The following is a 19,124-nucleotide window of genomic DNA, read 5'->3' as shown; positions in this document are numbered from 1 at the left end:
GATGGAGAAGGTCAGCACGGTGACGGGCGTGGCGGTTCCGCTGCGCCGTTCCAACGTCGACACCGACCAGATCATCCCTGCCGTGTTCCTGAAGCGCGTCACCAAGACCGGCTTCGACGACGCGTTGTTCCACGCCTGGCGGCAGGACCCCGACTTCATCCTGAACGACCCCGCCTACGAGGGCGCCCGCATTCTCATCGCCGGTCCCGACTTCGGCACGGGATCGAGCCGCGAGCACGCGGTCTGGGCGCTGCGCGACTACGGCTTCGACGTCGTGATCAGCTCGCGCTTCGGCGACATCTTCCGGGGCAACTCCGGCAAGCAGGGCCTCGTCGCGGCGCAGGTCGCCTACGAAGACGTGGAGCGCCTGTGGGAGGTGGTCGAGGCCGACCCGCGAACAGCCGTCACGGTCGACCTGGTCGAGCGCACGGTGACCGCCGGTGCACTCACAGTTTCGTTCGACATCGATGACTACACTCGGTGGAGGCTTCTCGAAGGGCTCGACGACATCGGGCTCACCCTGCGGGACGAGGAGTCGATCGCCGCGTTCGAGACACATCGAGAGGCGTGGCGGCCGAAGACCCTCCCGATCCGGGAGCCGGCAGAATCAGGGAGCCTGTGAACACACTCGGACAGGATGCCAAGAACCACGGCACGGCGGTCGGATTGAACGTCGACCGCATCACGATCAACGGCGGCAAGCCGCTGCGTGGCCGCATCGAGCTCAAGGGCGCGAAGAACCTCGTCACGAAGGCGATGGTCGCGGCGATCCTCGGCGACACGCCCAGCGTGCTGAAGGACGTGCCCAACATCAGCGACGTGCGCATCGTGCGAGGCCTCCTCGAGGTGCACGGCGTGAGCGTCACGCACGGCGTCGACGAGGGCGAGCTCATCCTCGACCCCTCGGCGGTCGAGTCGGCGCACATGGCCGACATCGACGCGCACGCGGGCTCCAGCCGCATCCCGATCCTGTTCTGCGGGCCGCTCCTGCACCGACTCGGCGAGGCGTTCATCCCCGACCTGGGCGGATGCCGCATCGGCGACCGGCCCATCGACTACCACCTCGAGGTGCTGCGCAACTTCGGCGCCATCGTCGAGAAGCTCCCGAGCGGCATCCGGATGTCGGCACCGGGCGGCCTCCACGGCGCCAAGGTCGCGCTGCCGTACCCGAGCGTCGGGGCGACCGAGCAGGTGCTCCTCACGGCCGTGCTCGCCGACGGCATCACCGAGCTCTCGGGCGCCGCGATCGAGCCCGAGATCATGGATCTCATCAACATCCTGCAGAAGATGGGCGCGATCATCACGGTCGACACCGACCGCGTCATCCGCATCGAGGGCGTCGAGAAGCTCGACGGCTACACGCACCGCGCCCTCTTCGACCGCAACGAGGCCGCGAGCTGGGCGGCCGCGGCCCTCGCGACCGACGGCGACATCTTCGTCGGCGGCGCGCGACAGGCCGAGATGCTCACCTTCCTCAACGTGTTCCGCAAGGTGGGCGGCGACTTCGAGATCGAGGAAGACGGCATCCGCTTCTTCCACCCCGGAGGCGAACTGAAGCCGGTCATCATCGAGACCGACGTGCACCCTGGGTTCATGACCGACTGGCAGCAGCCGCTCGTCGTGGCGCTCGCGAAGGCCAAGGGCGTCTCGATCGTGCACGAGACGGTGTACGAGCAGCGATTCGGCTTCGTCGACGCGCTCGTCGAGATGGGCGCCTCGATCGACGTGCACAAGGAGTGCCTCGGCGGTCGTCCGTGCCGGTTCGGGCAGCGCAACTTCCAGCACTCCGCGGTGATCTCGGGCCCGACGCCGCTGCGCGGCGCCGACATCGAAGTGCCCGACCTCCGCGGCGGCTTCAGCCACCTGATCGCGGCGCTCACCGCGGACGGCCGTTCGACCGTGTCGAACGTCGGCATCATCGCACGCGGTTACGAGAACTTCATCACCAAGCTGGAGCTCCTCGGGGCGGACTTCGAACTCGAAGGATAATAGGCGAGTGCCTCACGACGACTCGTCTCCAGCTGCGCCGGCGAAGGCGCGTTCGGAGACCCGCCGCCCTTCGTTCTTCTGGGTGCTCGCCGCCCTGGTCCTTCCGGTCATGAACCTCGCGATCCGCTTCCGCTTCCACCATTCCGAGCGGATGCCGCAGGCGGGCGCCTTCGTGCTCGCCCCCAACCACTACAGCGAGATCGACCCGGTCGTGATCGGCATGGCGTGCTGGAAGCTCGGCCGCGCGCCGCGCTTCCTCGCGAAGGCGTCGCTGTTCAAGAACCCGGTGCTCGGGTGGCTCCTGCGCACGTCGGGCCAGATCCCGGTGGAGCGGGCGGGGAGCAAGAGCCACGCGGCCCTGCGTGCCGCGGAGGAGCTCGTCGAGAAGGGGCGAATGGTCGTCGTCTATCCCGAGGGCTCGCTCACCCGCGATCCCGACCTCTGGCCGATGCGCGGCAAGACCGGCGCCGTTCGCATCGCGCTCGAGCAGGACATCCCCATCATTCCGGTGGCGCACTGGGGCACGCAGGCCCTCATGCCGCGCTACGGCAAGAAGCTCAGCCTCGTTCCACGCAAGACGATCGACGTCGCCGTCGGCGAGCCGCTCGACCTCGGCGCCTACCGCGGCAAGCCGCTCGAGCCGGCGATGCTGCTGAAGGCCACCGGTGAGCTGATGGACGCGGTCGCCGGGCTCCTCGCCGAGCTCCGCGACACGCCCGCCCCCGCCGAGCGCTGGGATCCCGCGGCGCACGGCCAGAAGGAGACGGGTCGCCTTGAGGACTAGAACGCCGGGCCGGAAGCCCCCGGGCAGGCGTGTCGCCGTCCTCGGCGCCGGCAGCTGGGGCACGACGTTCGCCAAGATCCTCGCCGACGGCGGCGCCGACGTCGTGATCTGGGCGCGCCGGCCCGAGCTGGCCCGCGAGATCCAGGAGGCGAAGCGGAACAGCGACTACCTCTCCGGGGTGAACCTCCCGCTCGGCCTCCGCGCGACGAGCCGGCTCGACCTCGCACTCGCGGGCGCCGAACAGGTGTACGTCTCGGTGCCGAGCCAGTCGCTCCGCGACAACCTGAAGGTCTTCGCGCCGCACCTCCACGCCGAGGCGACCGTCGTCTCCCTCATGAAGGGCGTCGAGAAGGCGACGGGGCTGCGCATGAGCGAGGTCATCGCCGACGTGCTCCGCCTCGCTCCTGCGCAGATCGCCGTCATCTCCGGGCCCAACCTCGCGCTCGAGATCGCGAAGGAGCAGCCGACGGCGGCGGTCGTCTCGTCGGCGAGCCTCGAGACGGCGCAGGCCGTGGCATCCGTCGCCCGCAACCGGTACTTCCACTCGTTCGTCAACACCGACGTCATCGGCACCGAGTTCGGCGGCGTGCTGAAGAACCTCATCGCCGTCGCGATCGGCATCGTCGACGGGGCCGGGTACGGCGAGAACACGAAGGCCTCGATCATCACGCGCGGACTCGTCGAGATGACCGACTTCGCGGTCGCCTACGGCGCCCACCCCGAGACCCTGTCGGGTCTGGCCGGCCTCGGCGACCTGATCGCCACGAGCCAGTCGCCGCTGTCGCGGAACAACACCGCCGGACGCCTCCTCGGGCAGGGCTATCACCTCAGCGACGTGGTGAACCAGATGCAGCAGACCACCGAGGGGCTCGCGTCGGTCGCGCCGATCCTCGAGCTCGCGCGGGCGAAGGGCGTGGAGATGCCCATCGTCGAGCAGGTGCGCCAGGTGCTCGCGGGCACGCTCGATCCGAAGGACATCGCGCCGCACCTCACGACCGACGACGAGCCGCAGGGCGAAAGGACGAACGATGGACAAGCTCAGGGTGGTTCTGCTGTTCGGCGGGCGTTCCAGCGAGCACTCGATCAGCTGCGCCACGGCGGGCGGGGTGCTGGGGGCGATCGACCGTAGCCGGTTCGACGTGATCCCGGTCGGCATCACGCGCGACGGCGCCTACGTGCTCGAGTCCGACGACCCGGCGCGCTTCGCCCTCGACCCCGGGCACCTGCCCGAGGTCGTCGACAACGGCACCCGGGTGCGCTGGCCCGAGAGCGCGACGTCCCGAGAACTGACGGTGACGGACACTTCGACGGAGCTCAGTGGACCTGCCGCTTCGGGCGAGCGTTCGCTCGGCGAGGTCGATGTGGTCTTCCCGATCCTGCACGGCCGGTTCGGCGAGGACGGCACGGTGCAGGGCCTGCTCGAGCTCGTGGGGCTGCCGTACGTCGGCAACGGCGTGCTCGCGTCGGCGGTCGGCATGGACAAGCACTTCACGAAGACGGTGCTCGAGGGCGCGGGCATCGCCGTCGCCCCGTGGGTCACGCTCACCCGGGTGGCCCTCGACCACGATCCCGAGCTCTGGAAGCGCCGGGTGCACGCCCTCGGCCTGCCGGTGTTCGTGAAGCCCGCCCGTGCCGGCTCGTCGGTCGGGGTGAGCAAGGTGGCCGACTGGTCGGAGCTCCACGCCGCACTCGACGTCGCCTTCGCCGAGGATGGCACGGTGCTGATCGAGGCGGCGGTCGGCGGTCGCGAGATCGAGGTCGCCGTACTCGAGGCAAGACGGGGCGAGACCGATCGCGTGCGGGTGAGCGTGGCGGGCGAGGTGGTCGTCACGGGTCGCGGGTTCTACGACTTCGAGGCGAAGTACCTCGACGCCCCCGGCGTCGAGCTGATCTGCCCCGCCGACCTCGGCGACGGCGAGCTGTTCGAACTGCACCGTGTCGCACGCCGGGCCTTCGAGGCGATCGGCGGTGAGGGGCTGGCCCGGGTCGACGTGTTCCTCACCGACGAGGGGTTCGTCGTCAACGAGGTCAACACGATGCCGGGGTTCACCCCGATCTCGATGTTCCCGACCTGCTGGCTGAACACGGGCCTGAGCTACCCCGAGCTGATCACCGAGCTCATCGAGGTCGGTCACGCCCGCGGCGCCCGCTAGCTCGAGGCCCGCCGGCTACCACTCGGGGTCGATCGGCGCGTCGTCGATCGCGACGCAGCCCCCCTCCGCGGGGATCGCGGATACCGCCGACGACAGGTCGGCGAGCGCGGTCGACCCCGACACCACGTCGTTGTCGACGAGCACCTCGACAGCGGGCGTGCGCCCGTACGTCGTGAACAGGTAGTTCGGGGCATCCGACTCGTCGATGACCCAGTCGACGCCGTCGACGCTCACGCAGCGGTCGGTCGTCGGACCGGGCGGCTGCACGCCGCAACGCAGCAGCACGGATGCCGGTTGCCCCCACGCTCCCGTGCCCTGCGCGTTCGTCTCGCGCTCGGCGAGCCCCGCCACCGTGTCGGGCAGGCGCACCACGACGGCGGCGCAGTCGGCATCGGTCGCGTCAGGCGCCCGATCGAACGCCACGGCCTGCGCGCACCCGGCCAGCGCCAGGGCGCCGAGGAGCGCGGCGAGCATTGCGAGGACGGCGCTGAGGCGACCGCGGCGCGGGGGGCGGGCGACTGGGTGGGGCATCCCGATCAGGCTACCGTGAGTGGCATGGAACCAGCTGCGCACCCGGGCGACGGCACCTCGATCGCCGAGCTCGGCGAGAGCGCAGTGCTCGCCCGCATCCTCCCGCGGCTCCGGGCGGGCGACGCAGCGCTCCTCGGGGCGGGCGACGATGCGGCGGTCGTCGCCGCGGCCGACGGCCGGATCGTCGTGACGACCGACCTGCTCGTGCACGGGCCCGACTTCCGACTCGCGTGGTCGACGCCGTTCGAGCTCGGCTGGAAGGCGGCGGCCACGAATCTCACGGATGTCGCGGCGATGGGCGCGCGGCCGACCGCGCTCGTCGTGGCGATCGCGGCGCCGCCGGCGACACCGGTCGCCGTGCTCGAGGGCTTCGCCGACGGGCTCCGCGAGGGGCTCGCGGCGCTCGCCCCGGGCGCGGGCGTCGTCGGGGGAGACCTCTCGGCGTCATCGGTGCTCACGATCGCGGTGACGGCGTTCGGCGACCTCGAGGGGCGAGCCCCGGTGCTCCGCTCCGGCGCCCGGGTCGGCGACCTCGTCGCGCATGCGGGCGCCCGTGGTGACGCGGCTCGCGGCCTCGCGCTGCTCTTCGCCGAGGGCACGGATGCCGCGGGCGAGCCCGACGCGGCACGTGCGCACGACGTGCGGAAGCGGCATCCGGAGCTCGTGCGCGCCCAGCTCGCTCCAGAACCGCCGGTCGCGTCCGGCGTCGTCGCGGCCCTCGCCGGCGCGACGGCCATGCTCGACGTCTCCGACGGGCTCGCCCGCGACGCCCGGCGCATCGCCGAGGCGAGCCGCATCGGCATCGACTTCGACGCCGCCGCGCTCGGACCCGACGTGCGCGTGGCCCTCGCGGGCGCCGAGGACCACGGCCTGCTGGCGACCTTCCCCGCAGGAGCCCGAGTGCCCGAGCCGTTCGAGGTCATCGGCAGGGTCGTCGATGCGCCGGGCGAGATCCTCGTCGACGGCATGGCCGCGGGTGCCGACGGCTGGGATCCCTACTCGGGCTGGGACGGCCGTGCCGGCTGAGCGCCCGCCCACCAGAGCGTGGTCTCGCCGTAGTCGCGGCGCCGCTCGGGCGCGATGCCGGCGGGCCAGATGGGCTCGGGCGACCGGGAGCTGCGCTCCACGACGACGATCGCGTCGGGGGAGAGGAGTGGCGCGAGGAGCATGAGGTCGTGCGCGAGGGCCCGTTCGCCGAGCTCGTACGGCGGGTCGATGAAGACCAGGTCGAACGTGCCCGAGGCGGACTCGAGGTATGCGGCGACCGATCGCACCGCCACGCGCACGCGCACCCGATTCCCCCGCAGGGCCCGGGTGACGGCGTCGGTGTTCCTGCGGCACACCTCCGCGGCCGGTTTGGCACGCTCGACGAGCACCACCTCCGCTGCGCCCCGGCTCGCGGCCTCGAGTCCGAGCGCGCCCGATCCTGCGTAGAGGTCGAGCACGGCCGCGCCGTCGATGGCGTCGCGGGACTCGAGCGCGGAGAAGATCGCCTCGCGCACACGGTCGCTCGTCGGGCGCGTTCCGGAGCGCGGCACGGCGAGGCTGAGGGAGCCGGCGGAACCGGCGATGATGCGGGTCATGCTCTCGGCAGCCTAGCGAGGCGCGCAGGCACTGTCATGCCCGCGCGGCATCGGCGTCCGCGCTGCCATGATTGAAGGGTGGATGACTCGACCGACCGGCCGCCCGCCGAACCGTCCCGCCATCGCGGCGACGAACAGCAGATGATCGACCGCCTGTGGGACTTCGGCGACCCGGCCGCGAGCGAGGAGCGCTTCCGCGAGGCGGCCGACGACGACGAGCACACGGCGCACGTCCGCGCCGTGATGGCGACGCAGCTCGCGCGGGCGCTCGGAATCCAGCATCGCTTCGCCGAGGCGTTCGAGGTGCTCGACGCGGTCGGCACCGAGGGGACCCCGTCGGGCGACGCCGAGCGCGACGTCTCGGAGGTGCGGGCGCGGGTCGCGATCGAGCGCGGCCGGATCCTGGCCGCCGATCCCGACCACCTTGCGGAATCCATCCCCGAGCTCACCCGCGGCGTGCGGGAGGCGGCGCTCGCCGGCTCGCCGTTCCTCGTGCTCGACGCCCTGCACATGCTCGCGCTGAACGACGCCGGGCACGAGGAGGAATGGGCGGCGGAGGGACTCGACGTGCTCGCCGGCTCGCGCGATCCACGGGTGCTGCGCTGGGGCGTCGCCCTGCACAACAACCTCGGCTGGACGATGCACGACGCCGGCCGGCCCCAGGGGGCCCTCGCCGAGTTCGAACGGGCCGTCGAGTCCGCCGACCGCTACGGCACGGCCGAGCAGCAGCACGTCGCGCGCTGGTCGGTCGCCCGGTGCCTGCGCACGCTCGGCCGCACCGAGGAGGCGCTCGACCTGCAGCGGGAGCTCGCCCGCGCTCGGCCCGACGATCCCTACGTGCAGGAGGAGCTCGCTGCATTGACGGGGGAGGAGCCTACGATCGAGCCATGACGGCAGCGGATGCCCCGGGCGCCGGCCGGTTCAGCCTCGACACGCGCCTGGCGGGGGCGCTCGGCGGCCGCACCGCGCAGGCGATCGAGCGCGCGTTCGGCCACCGCACCGTCGGGGAGCTGCTGGCGCACTACCCGCGGCGCTATGCGCTCCGCGGCGAGCTCACCGCCCTCGCGAGCCTGCCCCTCGACGAGAACGTCACGATCGTCGCCGAGGTGCTCGAGGTGCGTGTGCGCGAGATGCGCCAGCGTCGCGGGTCGATCCTCGAGGCCAAGATCTCCGACGGCACCGGCATCCTGACGCTGACGTTCTTCAACCAGAAGTGGCGCGAGAACGAGCTGCGCCCCGGCCGTCGCGGCATCTTCGCCGGCAAAGTCGGCGACTACCGGGGCAACCGCCAGCTCGCGCACCCCGACTACGAGCTCTTCGACGACGACGTGCCGCTCTCGGCCGGCGACGCCGCGGCGAAGCGGTGGGCCGAGGCGCCGATCCCCATCTACCCGGCGACGGGCGCGCTCGCGAGCTGGCAGCTCGCGAAGTCCATCGCGCTCCTCCTCGACGGACTGGGGCCCGTCGACGACCCGGTTCCCGAGCGGGCGCGCGCCGCCCGCTCGCTCCTCACCCAGCGCGCCGCGCTCGAACAGGTGCACCGTCCCGAGGTCGAGGCCGACTGGAAGGCGGCCCGTCGCACGCTCCGCTTCATCGAGGCGTTCGTGCTGCAGACCGCGCTGCTCGAGCGGCGCGCCGAGCTCCGGGCGCACACGACGACGGCGCGGCATCCGTCCGACGGCGGGCTCCTCGAACGGTTCGAGGCGTCGCTGCCCTTCGACCTCACCGACGATCAGCGGGCCGTCGGCGCCGAGATCTCCGACGACCTCGAGCACCCGGTGCCGATGAACCGCCTCGTGCAGGGCGAGGTCGGTTCGGGCAAGACCGTCGTCGCACTCCGCGCGATGCTCGCGGTGGCCGACTCGGGCGGGCAGTCCGCGCTGCTCGCGCCCACCGAGGTGCTCGCCGCGCAGCACCTGCGCTCGATCGCCCGCATGCTCGGCCCCGAACTCTCGACGGCGGTGATGCCCACCCTCATCACGGGGCAGCTGTCCGCGGCCGAACGCCGGAAGGCGCTCCTGCGTGCCGCGGCGGGGCAGGCGCGCATCGTCGTCGGCACCCACGCGCTCATCGGCGACGCCGTGTCGTTCGCCGACCTCGGGCTCGTCGTCGTCGACGAGCAGCACCGCTTCGGCGTCGAGCAGCGCGAGGCGCTGCGCCTGAAGGGGCAGCATCCGCCGCACGTGCTCGTGCTCACCGCCACGCCCATCCCGCGCACCGTCGCGATGACGGTGTTCGGCGACCTCGACGTGTCGACGATCCGGGAGCTCCCCGCAGGCCGGGCCGGCATCACCTCGCAGGTCGTGCCGCTCGCCATCCGCCCGGCGTGGCGGCCGCGCGTGTGGGAGCGCCTCGCCGAGGAGATCGAGCAGGGCCGGCAGGGCTTCGTCGTGTGCCCGGCGATCGAGCCCCGCGTCGCGGAGGACGACGGCGAACCGCCCGCCGACGCCGAGGACGGCGTCGAGAACGGCGCGCACGCGGCATCCGTCGCCTCCGTGCTCGCCGAGCTCGCCGGGCACCCGCGGTTCGCCGGCAAGCGGGTCGCACCGCTGCACGGGCGCATGGGCTCGGACGAGAAGGATGCCGCGATGCGCGCGTTCGCGGCGGGAGAGCTCGACGTGCTCGTCGCGACGACGGTCATCGAGGTGGGCGTCGACGTGCCGAACGCGAGCGTCATGGTGGTCGTCGACGCCGACCGGTTCGGCGTCTCGCAGCTTCATCAGCTGCGCGGACGGGTCGGTCGCGGGTCCGTGCCCGGGCTCTGCCTGCTCATGACCGCGGCCGAGCCGGGCTCGGTCGCACTGCAGCGGGTCGAGGCCGTCGCGGCGACCCTCGACGGGTTCGAACTCGCCCGCGTCGACCTCGAGCTCCGGCAGGAGGGCGACGTGCTCGGCGCCACGCAATCGGGCGGGCGGTCGTCGCTGAAGCTCCTCCGCGTCGCGCGCGACGGCGACGTCATCGCCGACGCGCGCGAGGTCGCGGCCGAGGTGCTCGTCGCCGATCCCGGCCTCGAGCGCCACCCCGCGCTCGCCGCCGAGGTGCGCCGCCGCCTCGACGCCGAGACCAGCGGATTCCTGAGCAAGGGCTGAGACTCTCGTGCAGCAGTCCAGGGGCCCCGACCGGGCACTACGCTGTTTCGTATGCAGCGGATCGCCGTCGTCCCAGGCTCGTTCGACCCCGTCACGCTCGGCCACCTCGATGTGATCTCCCGGGCCGCGGGTCTCTACGACGAGGTTCACGTCGTCGTGGTGCACAACCCCGACAAGTCGGCCCTGCTCCCCATCGCACAGCGCGTCGCGCTCATCGAGCGCTCCATCGCCGACGCGGGCATCCAGGGTCGCATCGTCGTGGCGTCCTGGAGCATGGGACTCCTCGTCGACTACTGCACGGATGTCGGGGCATCCGTGCTCGTGAAGGGCATCCGCTCGCAGCTCGACATCACCTACGAGACGCCGATGGCCATCGTGAACCGCCATCTCGCGGGCGTCGAGACCGTTTTCCTCCTGACCGATCCCGAGAACGCGCACGTGTCGAGCTCGCTCGTCAGGCAGGTCGCCGCCCTCGGCGGCGACGTCTCGCCCTACGTGCCGCTCGTGGTGGCCGATTACCTCCAGGCGGCGATGACGCCATGAGCGAGACGGTGGTCACGGCCGCGGGCACCGGCGACTCGGGGGCCCAGGGCGGCGTGATGGGCATCGACGAGGTCGGCTCCCGCGCCGCCGACATCGTGCAGAACGTCGAGACCGTCATCGCCGGAAAGCGCGACGCCGTCACCGCGGCGCTCACCGTGCTGCTCGCCGAGGGGCACCTGCTCATCGAGGACGTTCCCGGCGTCGGCAAGACCATGCTCGCCAAGGCACTCGCCCGGTCGGTCGGCAGCTCCGTCAGCCGCATCCAGTTCACTCCCGATCTCCTCCCGAGCGACGTCACGGGCGTCTCGATCTTCGACCAGCAGAGCCGCCGGTTCGAGTTCAAGCGCGGGCCGGTCTTCGCGAACATCGTCATCGGCGACGAGATCAACCGGGCCAGCCCCAAGACGCAGTCCGCGCTCCTCGAGTGCATGGAGGAGGGGCAGGTCACCGCCGACGGCAAGACCTACGTGCTCGACCAGCCGTTCACCGTGGTCGCGACGCAGAATCCGGTCGAGATGGAGGGCACCTACCCACTGCCCGAGGCCCAGCGCGATCGCTTCATGGCACGCGTCTCGATGGGCTACCCGTCGGCGCCCGACGAGCTCGCGATGCTCTCGACCCGCGAGACGTCGAGCCCTCTCGATCGGCTCGGCACGGTCGTGTCGCTCGCCGAGCTCCGTGCCATGATCGCCGCCGTGCAACACGTGTTCACGTCGCAGCCGGTGAAGGAGTACGCCGTCGAGCTCGCCCGGGCGACCCGCGACGACCGGCAGCTCAGGCTCGGGGCGAGTCCACGCGCGACGCTCCAGCTGATCCGCGCCGCGAAGGCCCACGCGGCCATGCACGGCCGGGACTTCGTGCTGCCCGACGACGTCGACGCCCTCGCCGTGCCCGTGCTCGCGCACCGGCTGGTGCCGACCAGCCGCGCCGTGGGCTCGCACGACCGCGACAGCGGGCCGCTCATCGACGCCATCGTGCGCCGCATCGTGGGAGAGACTCCGGTACCGGTCGGCAGCGCACGAAGGAACTGACCCATGTCCCGCCCGCGTTCCGCGAGAGTCTCGGCCTGGCCGCGACTCACCGGCCGCGGCCGGTCGCTCATGATCGTCGGCGTGCTGCTCCTCGCGGTCTCGCTGTGGTTCGACCTCCGGGACATCCTGCTGCTCGCCTTCGTCGGCATCGCGATGCCCCTCGCGGCGGCCGTCTTCGTCGTCGTGCGCACCCCGCGACTCGCGGTCACGCGCTCGTTCGCACCCGCGGTGGTCGCGGCCGGCGGCTGGACCCGCGTGTCGCTCGTCGTGAAGAACCGAGGACGGCGCACGCTCGATGGCGCGCACTGGCGAGACACGATGCCCGACGGCTTCATCAGCCCGCCAGAGGCGATCCTGCCCGCCATCGGGCCGTACGAGGGCGTCCTGCCCTCGGGCGACGACACGGTGCACCTCGCGTACCGGCTCCGGATGCCGCGGCGCGGGGTCTACCCGGTCGGGCCGCTCCGCATCGGCGTCGCCGACCCGTTCGGCCTCGCTCACATCGACCGCGAGGTCGGATCCGGGCACGAGGTCGTGGTGACCCCGAGGGTGACTCCGCTCGAGGCGGCGCTCGGCAGCGCCGCCGCGATCGACGGCGTCGTGCACGGGCTGCAGCGTCGCACGCATCCGAACTCCGACGAGCTCATCGCCCGCGAGTACCGCTACGGCGACCCGCTGAGGCGGGTGAACTGGGCGGCGACGGCGCGTCGCGGCGAGCTCATGGTGCGCGAAGAGGAGCAGCGGGGCGATCCCGAAGCGCGCATACTCCTCGACACGACCCTGGCGGGCCGGCCGCGCGTGTCCGCGCTTCGACGCGAGCACGATGACAGCGCACACTTCGGGTTCGAACTCGGTGTGGAGATCGCCGCGTCGATCGGCGTGCACCTGCTCGACCGGGGGTTCCGCGTGCGGTGCACGCAGGTCGGCGATCCCGAGCACGGCCTGACCCCCGGCGCGGCGATCGACGGGGGCTACCGGATGCCGGGAGGAGACCACGCATTCCTCGAAGACCTCGCCCGGCTCGAGCGGCCCGAACGGGCCGCGGGCCGCGCGGTCGGGTCCGATGTGCCGGAGGCCGGCGCGCGCGCCCGTGAGGCTCGCGCTCCCGGCTTCGCCGTGCTCGTCGATCCCGGCGAGCAGGACGCGCGCAACCTCGTCGCGCTGCGGCCGACGTTCGAGCCCGCCGTGGCATTCGCGACCGATGGCGTGTCACAGCTCGTGGTCGGCCTGCTCGAGGAGGCCGACTGGCGGATCGTGCGCGTGCGACGCCCCGTCGAGATCGGCGACGCGTGGTCGGCGATCGCGACGACGCCGCGCGCGCGCGTCGCCTCGAAGCCGGGTGGTGCGGCATCCGGCGCCGACGACGCACGCGAGACGACGGAGGGGGCCGGCGATGCGCCCTGACCCCGTTCCGCTCTCGCGCGTGCAGCGACTCGCGCTGACGGCGGCATCGTTCCTGTTCCTCGTGATCGCGACCATGGCGCTCGGTCCGCTGATCTCGGGCAGCGGATGGTGGTGGCTGTGCGCGTTCATGGCCGCGGGCACGATGTTCGCCGGCCTCGGCCTTCGCGCGATCCGCACGCCGCCGTCGCTCGTGCCGGTGCTCGAACTCGTCGTGGTCGTGCTCCTGCTCACCCTCCTGTTCGGCGGTGCGTCGAGCTTCGCCCTCATCGTGCCGACCGCGGGCACGTTCGACACGTTCAGCGAGCTCCTCGCCGCATCGCAGCGCACGATCGAACAGCAGTCGGTGCCCGCGATCGCCGTGCCGCCGCTGACGTTCGCACTCGCGCTCGGCGTCGGCCTGCTGGCCGTGGTCGCCGACACCCTCGTGCAGACCGCGCGGATGCCGGCGCTCGCCGCTGCACCCGCGCTCGTGCCGATCCTCATCCCCGGCTTCATCATCGAGGAGGGTGCGGAGCTGCCGACGCTCGTCCTCACGGCCGCGGCGTACCTGCTGCTGCTCAGGGTCGACGTGCGCGTGCGCCGGCGCGCGAGGCTCGACGCGGGCGACGAGGGCGACCAGGCGGCGACCGTGATCGCGCCGAAACGGGTGCCGATCGTGTCGACGCTCGGTGCCTCGCTCGGCCTCGCCGCAGTCGGCCTTCTCGCGGCGTCCGTACTGGCGGCATCCACGCCGAGCGTCTCGACCAGCCTCCTTCTCGGCTCCCCATCGCAGGGCACCCTGTTCGCACGAGGCGTGAGCCCGTTCATCGACCTCGGTCGCGACCTCCGCCGCCCCGAGCCGCTTCCCGCGTTCCGCTACCTCGCTCGAGACGGCGACCGACCCTACTTCACCCTCCTCACCCTCGAACGGTTCGAGGGTGAGGTGTGGGCGACCACCGACCGAGCCGTCGACGGCGACAACACCGTCGACGCGATGCCGCGCCCCGACGGGCTCTCGAGCGGGGTCGAGACCTCGGAGCATCCGATCGACGTCATCGTCGACGAGGTGCGCACCACCTGGCTGCCGGTTCCGTACCCGACCGCGCGGATCGAGGGACTTCAGGGGTCGTGGTTCTGGGACGACGGCTCGCTCACCGTCCGCAGCGTCGACACGGACACGGGCGGGCAGCGCTACCGGGTGACCCGGCTCGACGTCGAGCCGACCCCGCAGCAGCTCAGGAGCGCAGACCGGACCCCGTCCGACGAGTTCGCCCCGTTCCTCGAACTGCCCGACGAACTGCCGGGGATCATCGCCGAGACGGCGGCGTCGGTCACCGCCGGAATGGCATCGCGGTACGACGCGGCGGTCGCCATCCAGGCGTATCTGCGGAGTTCGGACTTCGACTACTCGACGGAGGCGCCGGTCACCGAGGGCTACGACGGCGGCGGATTCGACGTGATCGCGAGGTTCCTCGAGACGAGGTCCGGCTACTGCGTGCACTTCGCGTCGGCGATGGCCGTGCTCGCCCGCGAGGCCGGGATCCCTTCCCGCATCTCGATCGGCTACACGCAGGGATCGCCCACGGACGACCGGATCGGCGGCGTGCTGCAGGTCGCGGTCGACTCGCATGATCTCCACTCCTGGCCCGAGCTCTACTTCGAGGGTGTCGGCTGGGTGCCGTTCGAACCGACGCCTGGTCGTGGCACGGTTCCCGGTTACTCGCGTCCCGGCGCGGGTGAGGAGCAGGCCCCGGCGGTGCCGAGTCCCGGTCCTGCATTCCCGGGTTCGAGCGGCCGGCCCGACGTCGATCCCAGCCTCGGACTCGGCGGGCAGGGCGGCGACCCGCTCGCGACCGCGGGCGGGTGGTGGCTCCGTGGAGGCGTGCTCGTGGCCATCGTCACCGCGCTGCTGCTCCTTCCCGCAGCCCTCCGGCTGAGCCAGAGGATCACACGTCTGCGACGGATCCGGCACGGTGAACGGCCCGCGGATGCCGCGTGGGACGAGTTCGCGGCGACCGCCCGCGACCTCGGGGTGGGCGGTACGGGCGGGGAGACCCCGCGGGAGTTCGCCGCGCGCATCACGGGGCGCGACGCGTTCGACGACGCGCGCACGCGTTCGGCCGTGATCCGGCTGCGTGACGCCGTCGAGCGGGAGCGCTACGGTCCCGTCGACGGCATGCACGGGCCGGCGGGATCCGTCGTGACACTCGTCGACGACCTCGCGGTCGCGCGTGCCGCGCTTCGTGAAGACGCCGCCGCCGCCGAGCGGGTGCGGGCGTTCCTCGTGCCGCATTCCCTGTTCGACCGGGTGCGGAAGGCGTTCGGAGATCGCACGGCCGCCGGAGCGTAGAATCGTCGATCGTGGCCACACAGCATTCCCCGTTCCGTGTGAACGTGCGCGACCTCGTGAACCGTCCGGGCGAGATGCGCGAGCATCGTCTCGCGGTCTCCGTCACCGAGCCGATGGGCGAGGGCCTCGTCTCCGTGAAGGAGTCGTCGTCGATCGACATCGACGTGCGGCTCGAGTCCGTGCACGAGGGGATCCTCGTCACCGCTGAGGTCGACGCCGTCGCCGAGGGCGAGTGCGGGCGATGCCTCATCGACATCGCCCTGCCCGTCGAAGTCGAGTTCCAGGAGCTTTTCGCGTATCATTCTGGAGAAGCTTTCGAGTATGAGGTTCAAGACGACCACGTGGATCTTGAATCGCTCATCCGAGATGCGGTGGTGCTGTCACTGCCGTTCCAGCCGGTGTGCCGGCCGGATTGCCCGGGTCTCGACCCAGAGACCGGGCTCCGACTGGCCGATCATCCGGAACTCGTCGCCCCTGAGCACCACAGCGACCCGCGGTGGTCTGCGCTCGCGGGGTTCAAGGCTTCCGAAGACCAAGGCCCGGATGCTGCATCCGGCGCCTCCCAGCAGAGAGATTGAGAGAGAGTCATGGCTGTTCCCAAGCGGAAGAAGTCACGCGCCAACACCCACGCGCGCCGTTCGCAGTGGAAGGCCGAGGTCCCCACGCTCGTCAAGACCGTCGAGAACGGCAAGGTCACCTACAGCCTCCCGCACCGTGCGAAGGTCGTCGAGGACTCCGCGGGCACCCCGCTCTTCCTCGAGTACAAGGGCCGCAAGGTCGCCGACGTCTAGTCGGCCCGAGCCTCGCAATCGACCGGTCGTGACGCGGACGGAGCGCGCTGGGACTGAGCTCGCCGCTCACGGGGAACGAACGCTCGGCGATCTGCAGCAGACGCTGCACGTCGAGGTGGATCCCGCCCTGCTCCTCCTCGCGCTGACGCACCGGTCGTTCGCGTACGAGAACGGCGGCATCCCGACCAACGAGCGCCTCGAGTTCCTCGGCGACTCCATCCTCGGGCAGGCCGTCACCGTCAAGCTGTTCCGCGACCACCCCGATCTCGACGAGGGCGAGCTCGCCAAGCGTCGCGCGAGCCTGGTATCGAGTGCCGCCCTCGCAGAGGTGGGCCGCACGATCGGGCTGGGGCAGTACATCCGGCTCGGACGTGGCGAGACGATGACCGGTGGGGCCGACAAGCCCTCGATCCTCGCCGACACCGTCGAGGCGATCATCGGCGCCGTCTACCTCGATGCCGGGGGCGACGCGGCCACGGCGTTCGTGCTGCGACTGATCACTCCGCTGCTCGACGACCCCGAGCGGTTCGGCGCCGCGATGGACCCGAAGACGAGCCTCCAGGAGATCGCGGCGCGGCGCGGCGCCCCGGCGCCCGTCTACACCGTCACCGAGTCAGGGCCCGACCACAACAAGCACTTCATCGCCACCGTCTCGGTCGGCCGGCTCGTTCAGGCGTCGGGCGAGGGATCGAGCAAGAAGCAGGCCGAGATGGCCGCGGCGCTGGAGGCGTGGACCGAGCTGAACGGCGCCTGACGTGCCCGAGCTCCCCGAGGTCGAGGTCGTGCGTGCCGGGCTCGCACCCGCCGTCACGGGAGCGCACGTCACCGCGGTCGATGTGCTCGACGCCCGCGCCCTCACCCGTCACGACGCGGCATCCGGCGACTTCGAAGAGGTCGTCACCGGAGCGCGCATCGAGGCCGCGGTGCGACGCGGCAAGTTCCTCTGGCTTCCCCTCGGCGCCGAACGGGCGATCGTCGGCCACCTCGGCATGAGCGGGCAGCTCCTGCTGCGCACCCCCGACCATCCGGGCGATGACCGTCACGCACGCATCCGCATCCACGTGGAGCATCCCGAGCACGGAGAGCTCCGCGTCGACTTCGTCGACCAGCGCACCTTCGGCTCCCTCGCCGTGGATCGCCTCGTCCCGTCACCCGATGGGGCGATCGCCGGGTTCTCCGGTGCCGTCACCGGCACGTGGGCGCGCGGCATCCCGGCCCAGGTAGCGCACATCGCCCGCGACCCGCTCGACCCGGCCTTCGACGACGACGCGTTCCTGGCTGTGTTCGCGCGGCGACCGTCGGGCGTGAAGCGGGTGCTTCTCGACCAGACGCTCGTGAGCGGCGTCGGCAACATCTACGCCGACGAGTCGCTCTGGGCGGTGCGCCTGCACGGCGAACGGCCCGCCTCCTCGATCCCGCCCCGGCGTGCGAAGGAGCTCCTCGCCGCCGTGCGCGAGGTGCTCGGGCGCGCCCTGGCCGAGGGCGGCACGAGCTTCGACGCCCAGTACGTGAACGTCAACGGCGCGTCGGGGTACTTCGCGCACTCGCTGAACGCATACGGCCGCGCGGGCCTGCCCTGCGCGCGGTGCGGCACGCCGATGGTGCGCGAGGCGTTCATGAACCGGTCGTCGCACCGGTGCCCGCGCTGCCAGCGGCTCCGGATGCCTCGACGGCGCGCCGCGGTATAGAAGATCGGCGGAGCAGCCACGTCTGCCGGTCACGGCAGAGGCAGGCAGGTCAGACCTCCGCCACCCGCTGCCAGGCGGCCTCGAGGCCGCACCTGCGGAAGCCGAGCGCGATGTTGATCGCGAGCATGTGCTCGTTCTCATCGGCATTCCACGTGTAGACGTCGGTGCGTTCGGGCGCGGCCTCGGCGAGCCGCACCAGGTTCGCGAGCTTCACGAGCATGCCGAGGCCATTGCCCCGGTGCGGCCCGACGACGAGGGTGTCGTATTGATAGACGATCGAGCGCCCGAGCGGCAGCTCGAGTTCGGTGTACCCGGCGATCTCGCCGTCGCCGGTCACGGCTGCCGCGACGAGCACGCTCGTGCCGCCGTCGAGTTGCTCGTCCTCGTGCTCGCGTACGCGCTCGGCGTCCCAGCGCTCCTCGTCGATCGTGACGCCGCCGGCCGGGACGTCGAGCGCCATGCGCTCCCGGGCGGCGGCGTAGGCGTCGACGAGGCCGTCGGGCGTGCGGTCGGTCCAGGCAACGAGCCGGTAGCCGCGGGCGGCCGCCCGGGCGGTGCGGGCCTCGAGCGCACGGCGGAACTCGTCGGTGCGGCCGGACACCGTGAGGCTGCTCACCCGTTCGAGCTGCGCAAGCGCATACCCGTGCGATGCGGCGAAGCCGGCCGCGGGAGCCGAAGCCGGCAGTACCGCGTCGCCGTCGGGCGCGCGCAGCATGGGTGCGTCAGCGGGGAGGCTTCCGCCGTCGGGATGATCGGAGTACGCGACGACGGTGGAGCGGCCGAGGTCGCGGGTGAAGCTCTCGGCCGCGGCGAGGAGCTTCGAACCGACGCCGCGTCGCCGATGCGACGGCAGCACGCCGAGGGCCAGCTCGACCGTGGTCGCCCCGGCGTCGCGCTCCCAGCCCAGGGCCGCCCTGCCGACCATCACGGCGTCCTCCCATGCGGCGACGAGGGCCCTCCCGCGGTGCGCGTCGTTGTGCTGCAGGCCGAGCAGCTCCGCCGCGGTCTCCGCGAAATGGTCGTGGCCCCAGTTCGCCCGTTCGAGCTCGAAGCCGATCGCCGCATAGGCCTCGAACTCGGCCGCCTCCGGTGTGCCGAGCGCCTCGGGCACCGGCACCCGCCGGATCTCGATGGACATGCTCGCGCATCCTCCCGCCGCCGTCGGGCAGCCGCCCAGAATAGCGCGGCATCCGCTTCGCCGGCAAGGAC

At 71.9% G+C, this 19,124-nt stretch carries 19 protein-coding genes; 16 read left to right on the top strand and 3 right to left on the bottom strand.

Going from position 1 to position 19,124, the window contains the following annotated elements; translation table 11 throughout:
- Window position 1 precedes the first annotated feature (1 nt).
- Genes leuD through ACFWN7_RS02310 form a run of 5 tightly spaced genes read left to right on the top strand, consistent with a single transcriptional unit; the run spans window position 2 to window position 4,926 of the window.
- Entirely contained in the window at window positions 2-622 is a 621-nt protein-coding gene (gene leuD, locus ACFWN7_RS02330) for a 3-isopropylmalate dehydratase small subunit (RefSeq protein ID WP_376937060.1), read from the top strand.
- Entirely contained in the window at window positions 619-1,989 is a 1,371-nt protein-coding gene (gene murA / locus ACFWN7_RS02325; protein WP_376937059.1) for a UDP-N-acetylglucosamine 1-carboxyvinyltransferase, read from the top strand. The genes leuD and murA overlap by 4 nt, the downstream gene beginning before the upstream one ends.
- Before the next feature lie 7 nt (window positions 1,990-1,996).
- Complete coding sequence (locus ACFWN7_RS02320) at window positions 1,997-2,773, top strand: lysophospholipid acyltransferase family protein (RefSeq protein WP_376937058.1); 777 nt, start codon at window positions 1,997-1,999, stop codon at window positions 2,771-2,773.
- Window positions 2,763-3,902, top strand: coding sequence for an NAD(P)H-dependent glycerol-3-phosphate dehydrogenase (locus ACFWN7_RS02315; RefSeq protein ID WP_376937057.1), 1,140 nt, complete (start codon window positions 2,763-2,765; stop codon window positions 3,900-3,902). Before ACFWN7_RS02320 ends, ACFWN7_RS02315 begins: the two co-directional genes overlap by 11 nt.
- On the top strand, window positions 3,802-4,926 hold the full coding sequence (locus tag ACFWN7_RS02310) for a D-alanine--D-alanine ligase family protein (RefSeq protein ID WP_376937056.1): 1,125 nt from the start codon (window positions 3,802-3,804) through the stop codon (window positions 4,924-4,926). Before ACFWN7_RS02315 ends, ACFWN7_RS02310 begins: the two co-directional genes overlap by 101 nt.
- 15 nt (window positions 4,927-4,941) lie before the next feature.
- Here ACFWN7_RS02310 and ACFWN7_RS02305 read toward each other — a convergent pair whose 3' ends face one another.
- The gene (locus ACFWN7_RS02305; RefSeq protein WP_376937055.1) at window positions 4,942-5,457 is read right to left on the bottom strand and encodes a DUF3515 domain-containing protein; all 516 of its coding nucleotides are present in this window, start codon (window positions 5,455-5,457) and stop codon (window positions 4,942-4,944) included.
- Window positions 5,458-5,481: 24 nt separating this feature from the next.
- On the opposite strand from ACFWN7_RS02305, the gene thiL reads away from it, so the two are divergent.
- The gene (thiL, locus tag ACFWN7_RS02300) at window positions 5,482-6,483 is read left to right on the top strand and encodes a thiamine-phosphate kinase (protein ID WP_376937054.1); all 1,002 of its coding nucleotides are present in this window, start codon (window positions 5,482-5,484) and stop codon (window positions 6,481-6,483) included.
- Here thiL and rsmD read toward each other — a convergent pair.
- Window positions 6,453-7,040, bottom strand: a complete 588-nt coding sequence (gene rsmD, locus ACFWN7_RS02295) for a 16S rRNA (guanine(966)-N(2))-methyltransferase RsmD (RefSeq protein WP_376937052.1) — start codon at window positions 7,038-7,040, stop codon at window positions 6,453-6,455. The genes thiL and rsmD overlap by 31 nt on opposite strands.
- A gap of 78 nt (window positions 7,041-7,118) precedes the next feature.
- On the opposite strand from rsmD, the gene ACFWN7_RS02290 reads away from it, so the two are divergent.
- The 10 genes from ACFWN7_RS02290 (at window position 7,119) to mutM (ending at window position 17,915) form a co-directional block, all read left to right on the top strand.
- On the top strand, window positions 7,119-7,931 hold the full coding sequence (locus ACFWN7_RS02290; RefSeq protein ID WP_376937051.1) for a hypothetical protein: 813 nt from the start codon (window positions 7,119-7,121) through the stop codon (window positions 7,929-7,931).
- Window positions 7,928-10,129, top strand: a complete 2,202-nt coding sequence (locus ACFWN7_RS02285; RefSeq protein ID WP_376937050.1) for an ATP-dependent DNA helicase RecG — start codon at window positions 7,928-7,930, stop codon at window positions 10,127-10,129. The genes ACFWN7_RS02290 and ACFWN7_RS02285 overlap by 4 nt, the downstream gene beginning before the upstream one ends.
- A gap of 51 nt (window positions 10,130-10,180) precedes the next feature.
- Window positions 10,181-10,672 carry a pantetheine-phosphate adenylyltransferase gene (gene coaD, locus ACFWN7_RS02280; protein ID WP_376937049.1) on the top strand — a complete coding sequence of 164 codons (492 nt, stop codon included), beginning with the start codon at window positions 10,181-10,183 and terminating at the stop codon, window positions 10,670-10,672.
- Window positions 10,669-11,703 carry an AAA family ATPase gene (locus ACFWN7_RS02275; protein ID WP_376937048.1) on the top strand — a complete coding sequence of 345 codons (1,035 nt, stop codon included), beginning with the start codon at window positions 10,669-10,671 and terminating at the stop codon, window positions 11,701-11,703. Before coaD ends, ACFWN7_RS02275 begins: the two co-directional genes overlap by 4 nt.
- A gap of 3 nt (window positions 11,704-11,706) precedes the next feature.
- The gene (locus ACFWN7_RS02270; protein ID WP_376937047.1) at window positions 11,707-13,107 is read left to right on the top strand and encodes a DUF58 domain-containing protein; all 1,401 of its coding nucleotides are present in this window, start codon (window positions 11,707-11,709) and stop codon (window positions 13,105-13,107) included.
- Window positions 13,097-15,436: a transglutaminaseTgpA domain-containing protein gene (locus ACFWN7_RS02265; protein WP_376937046.1), complete on the top strand. Its 2,340-nt coding sequence runs from the start codon at window positions 13,097-13,099 to the stop codon at window positions 15,434-15,436. The genes ACFWN7_RS02270 and ACFWN7_RS02265 overlap by 11 nt, the downstream gene beginning before the upstream one ends.
- 11 nt (window positions 15,437-15,447) lie before the next feature.
- Window positions 15,448-16,014 carry a YceD family protein gene (locus ACFWN7_RS02260; protein ID WP_376937045.1) on the top strand — a complete coding sequence of 189 codons (567 nt, stop codon included), beginning with the start codon at window positions 15,448-15,450 and terminating at the stop codon, window positions 16,012-16,014.
- Between the two features lie 9 nt (window positions 16,015-16,023).
- Complete coding sequence (rpmF, locus tag ACFWN7_RS02255; protein WP_022887809.1) at window positions 16,024-16,227, top strand: 50S ribosomal protein L32; 204 nt, start codon at window positions 16,024-16,026, stop codon at window positions 16,225-16,227.
- Between the two features lie 91 nt (window positions 16,228-16,318).
- Complete coding sequence (rnc, locus tag ACFWN7_RS02250; RefSeq protein WP_376937103.1) at window positions 16,319-16,981, top strand: ribonuclease III; 663 nt, start codon at window positions 16,319-16,321, stop codon at window positions 16,979-16,981.
- A 1-nt stretch (window position 16,982) separates the two neighbouring features.
- Window positions 16,983-17,915 (top strand): bifunctional DNA-formamidopyrimidine glycosylase/DNA-(apurinic or apyrimidinic site) lyase, encoded by a 933-nt coding sequence (mutM, locus tag ACFWN7_RS02245; RefSeq protein ID WP_376937044.1) that lies wholly within the window; start codon window positions 16,983-16,985, stop codon window positions 17,913-17,915.
- A gap of 49 nt (window positions 17,916-17,964) precedes the next feature.
- Here the strand turns inward: mutM and ACFWN7_RS02240 are convergent, their stop codons facing one another.
- A complete protein-coding gene (locus ACFWN7_RS02240) occupies window positions 17,965-19,053 on the bottom strand; it encodes a GNAT family N-acetyltransferase (protein ID WP_376937043.1) in 1,089 nt (362 codons plus the stop codon).
- Between the last annotated feature and the right edge of the window lie 71 nt (window positions 19,054-19,124).

Source organism: Agromyces sp. NPDC058484 (genome assembly GCF_042720415.1).
GTDB lineage: Bacteria > Actinomycetota > Actinomycetes > Actinomycetales > Microbacteriaceae > Agromyces.
Note: the sequence above shows the minus strand (reverse complement) of the source record. Positions and strands in the feature narration are given on the sequence as shown.

Bases quoted from the DNA above. Each gene is read 5' to 3' on its own strand.
- leuD (WP_376937060.1), top strand. From the start codon at position 2: ATGGAGAAGGTCAGCACGGTGACGGGCGTGGCGGTTCCGCTGCGCCGT.
- ACFWN7_RS02310 (WP_376937056.1), top strand. From the start codon at position 3,802: ATGGACAAGCTCAGGGTGGTTCTGCTGTTCGGCGGGCGTTCCAGCGAG.
- ACFWN7_RS02305 (WP_376937055.1), bottom strand. From the start codon at position 5,457: ATGCCCCACCCAGTCGCCCGCCCCCCGCGCCGCGGTCGCCTCAGCGCC.
- thiL (WP_376937054.1), top strand. From the start codon at position 5,482: ATGGAACCAGCTGCGCACCCGGGCGACGGCACCTCGATCGCCGAGCTC.
- rsmD (WP_376937052.1), bottom strand. From the start codon at position 7,040: ATGACCCGCATCATCGCCGGTTCCGCCGGCTCCCTCAGCCTCGCCGTG.
- ACFWN7_RS02285 (WP_376937050.1), top strand. From the start codon at position 7,928: ATGACGGCAGCGGATGCCCCGGGCGCCGGCCGGTTCAGCCTCGACACG.
- coaD (WP_376937049.1), top strand. From the start codon at position 10,181: ATGCAGCGGATCGCCGTCGTCCCAGGCTCGTTCGACCCCGTCACGCTC.
- ACFWN7_RS02275 (WP_376937048.1), top strand. From the start codon at position 10,669: ATGAGCGAGACGGTGGTCACGGCCGCGGGCACCGGCGACTCGGGGGCC.
- ACFWN7_RS02270 (WP_376937047.1), top strand. From the start codon at position 11,707: ATGTCCCGCCCGCGTTCCGCGAGAGTCTCGGCCTGGCCGCGACTCACC.
- ACFWN7_RS02265 (WP_376937046.1), top strand. From the start codon at position 13,097: ATGCGCCCTGACCCCGTTCCGCTCTCGCGCGTGCAGCGACTCGCGCTG.
- rpmF (WP_022887809.1), top strand. From the start codon at position 16,024: ATGGCTGTTCCCAAGCGGAAGAAGTCACGCGCCAACACCCACGCGCGC.
- ACFWN7_RS02240 (WP_376937043.1), bottom strand. From the start codon at position 19,053: ATGTCCATCGAGATCCGGCGGGTGCCGGTGCCCGAGGCGCTCGGCACA.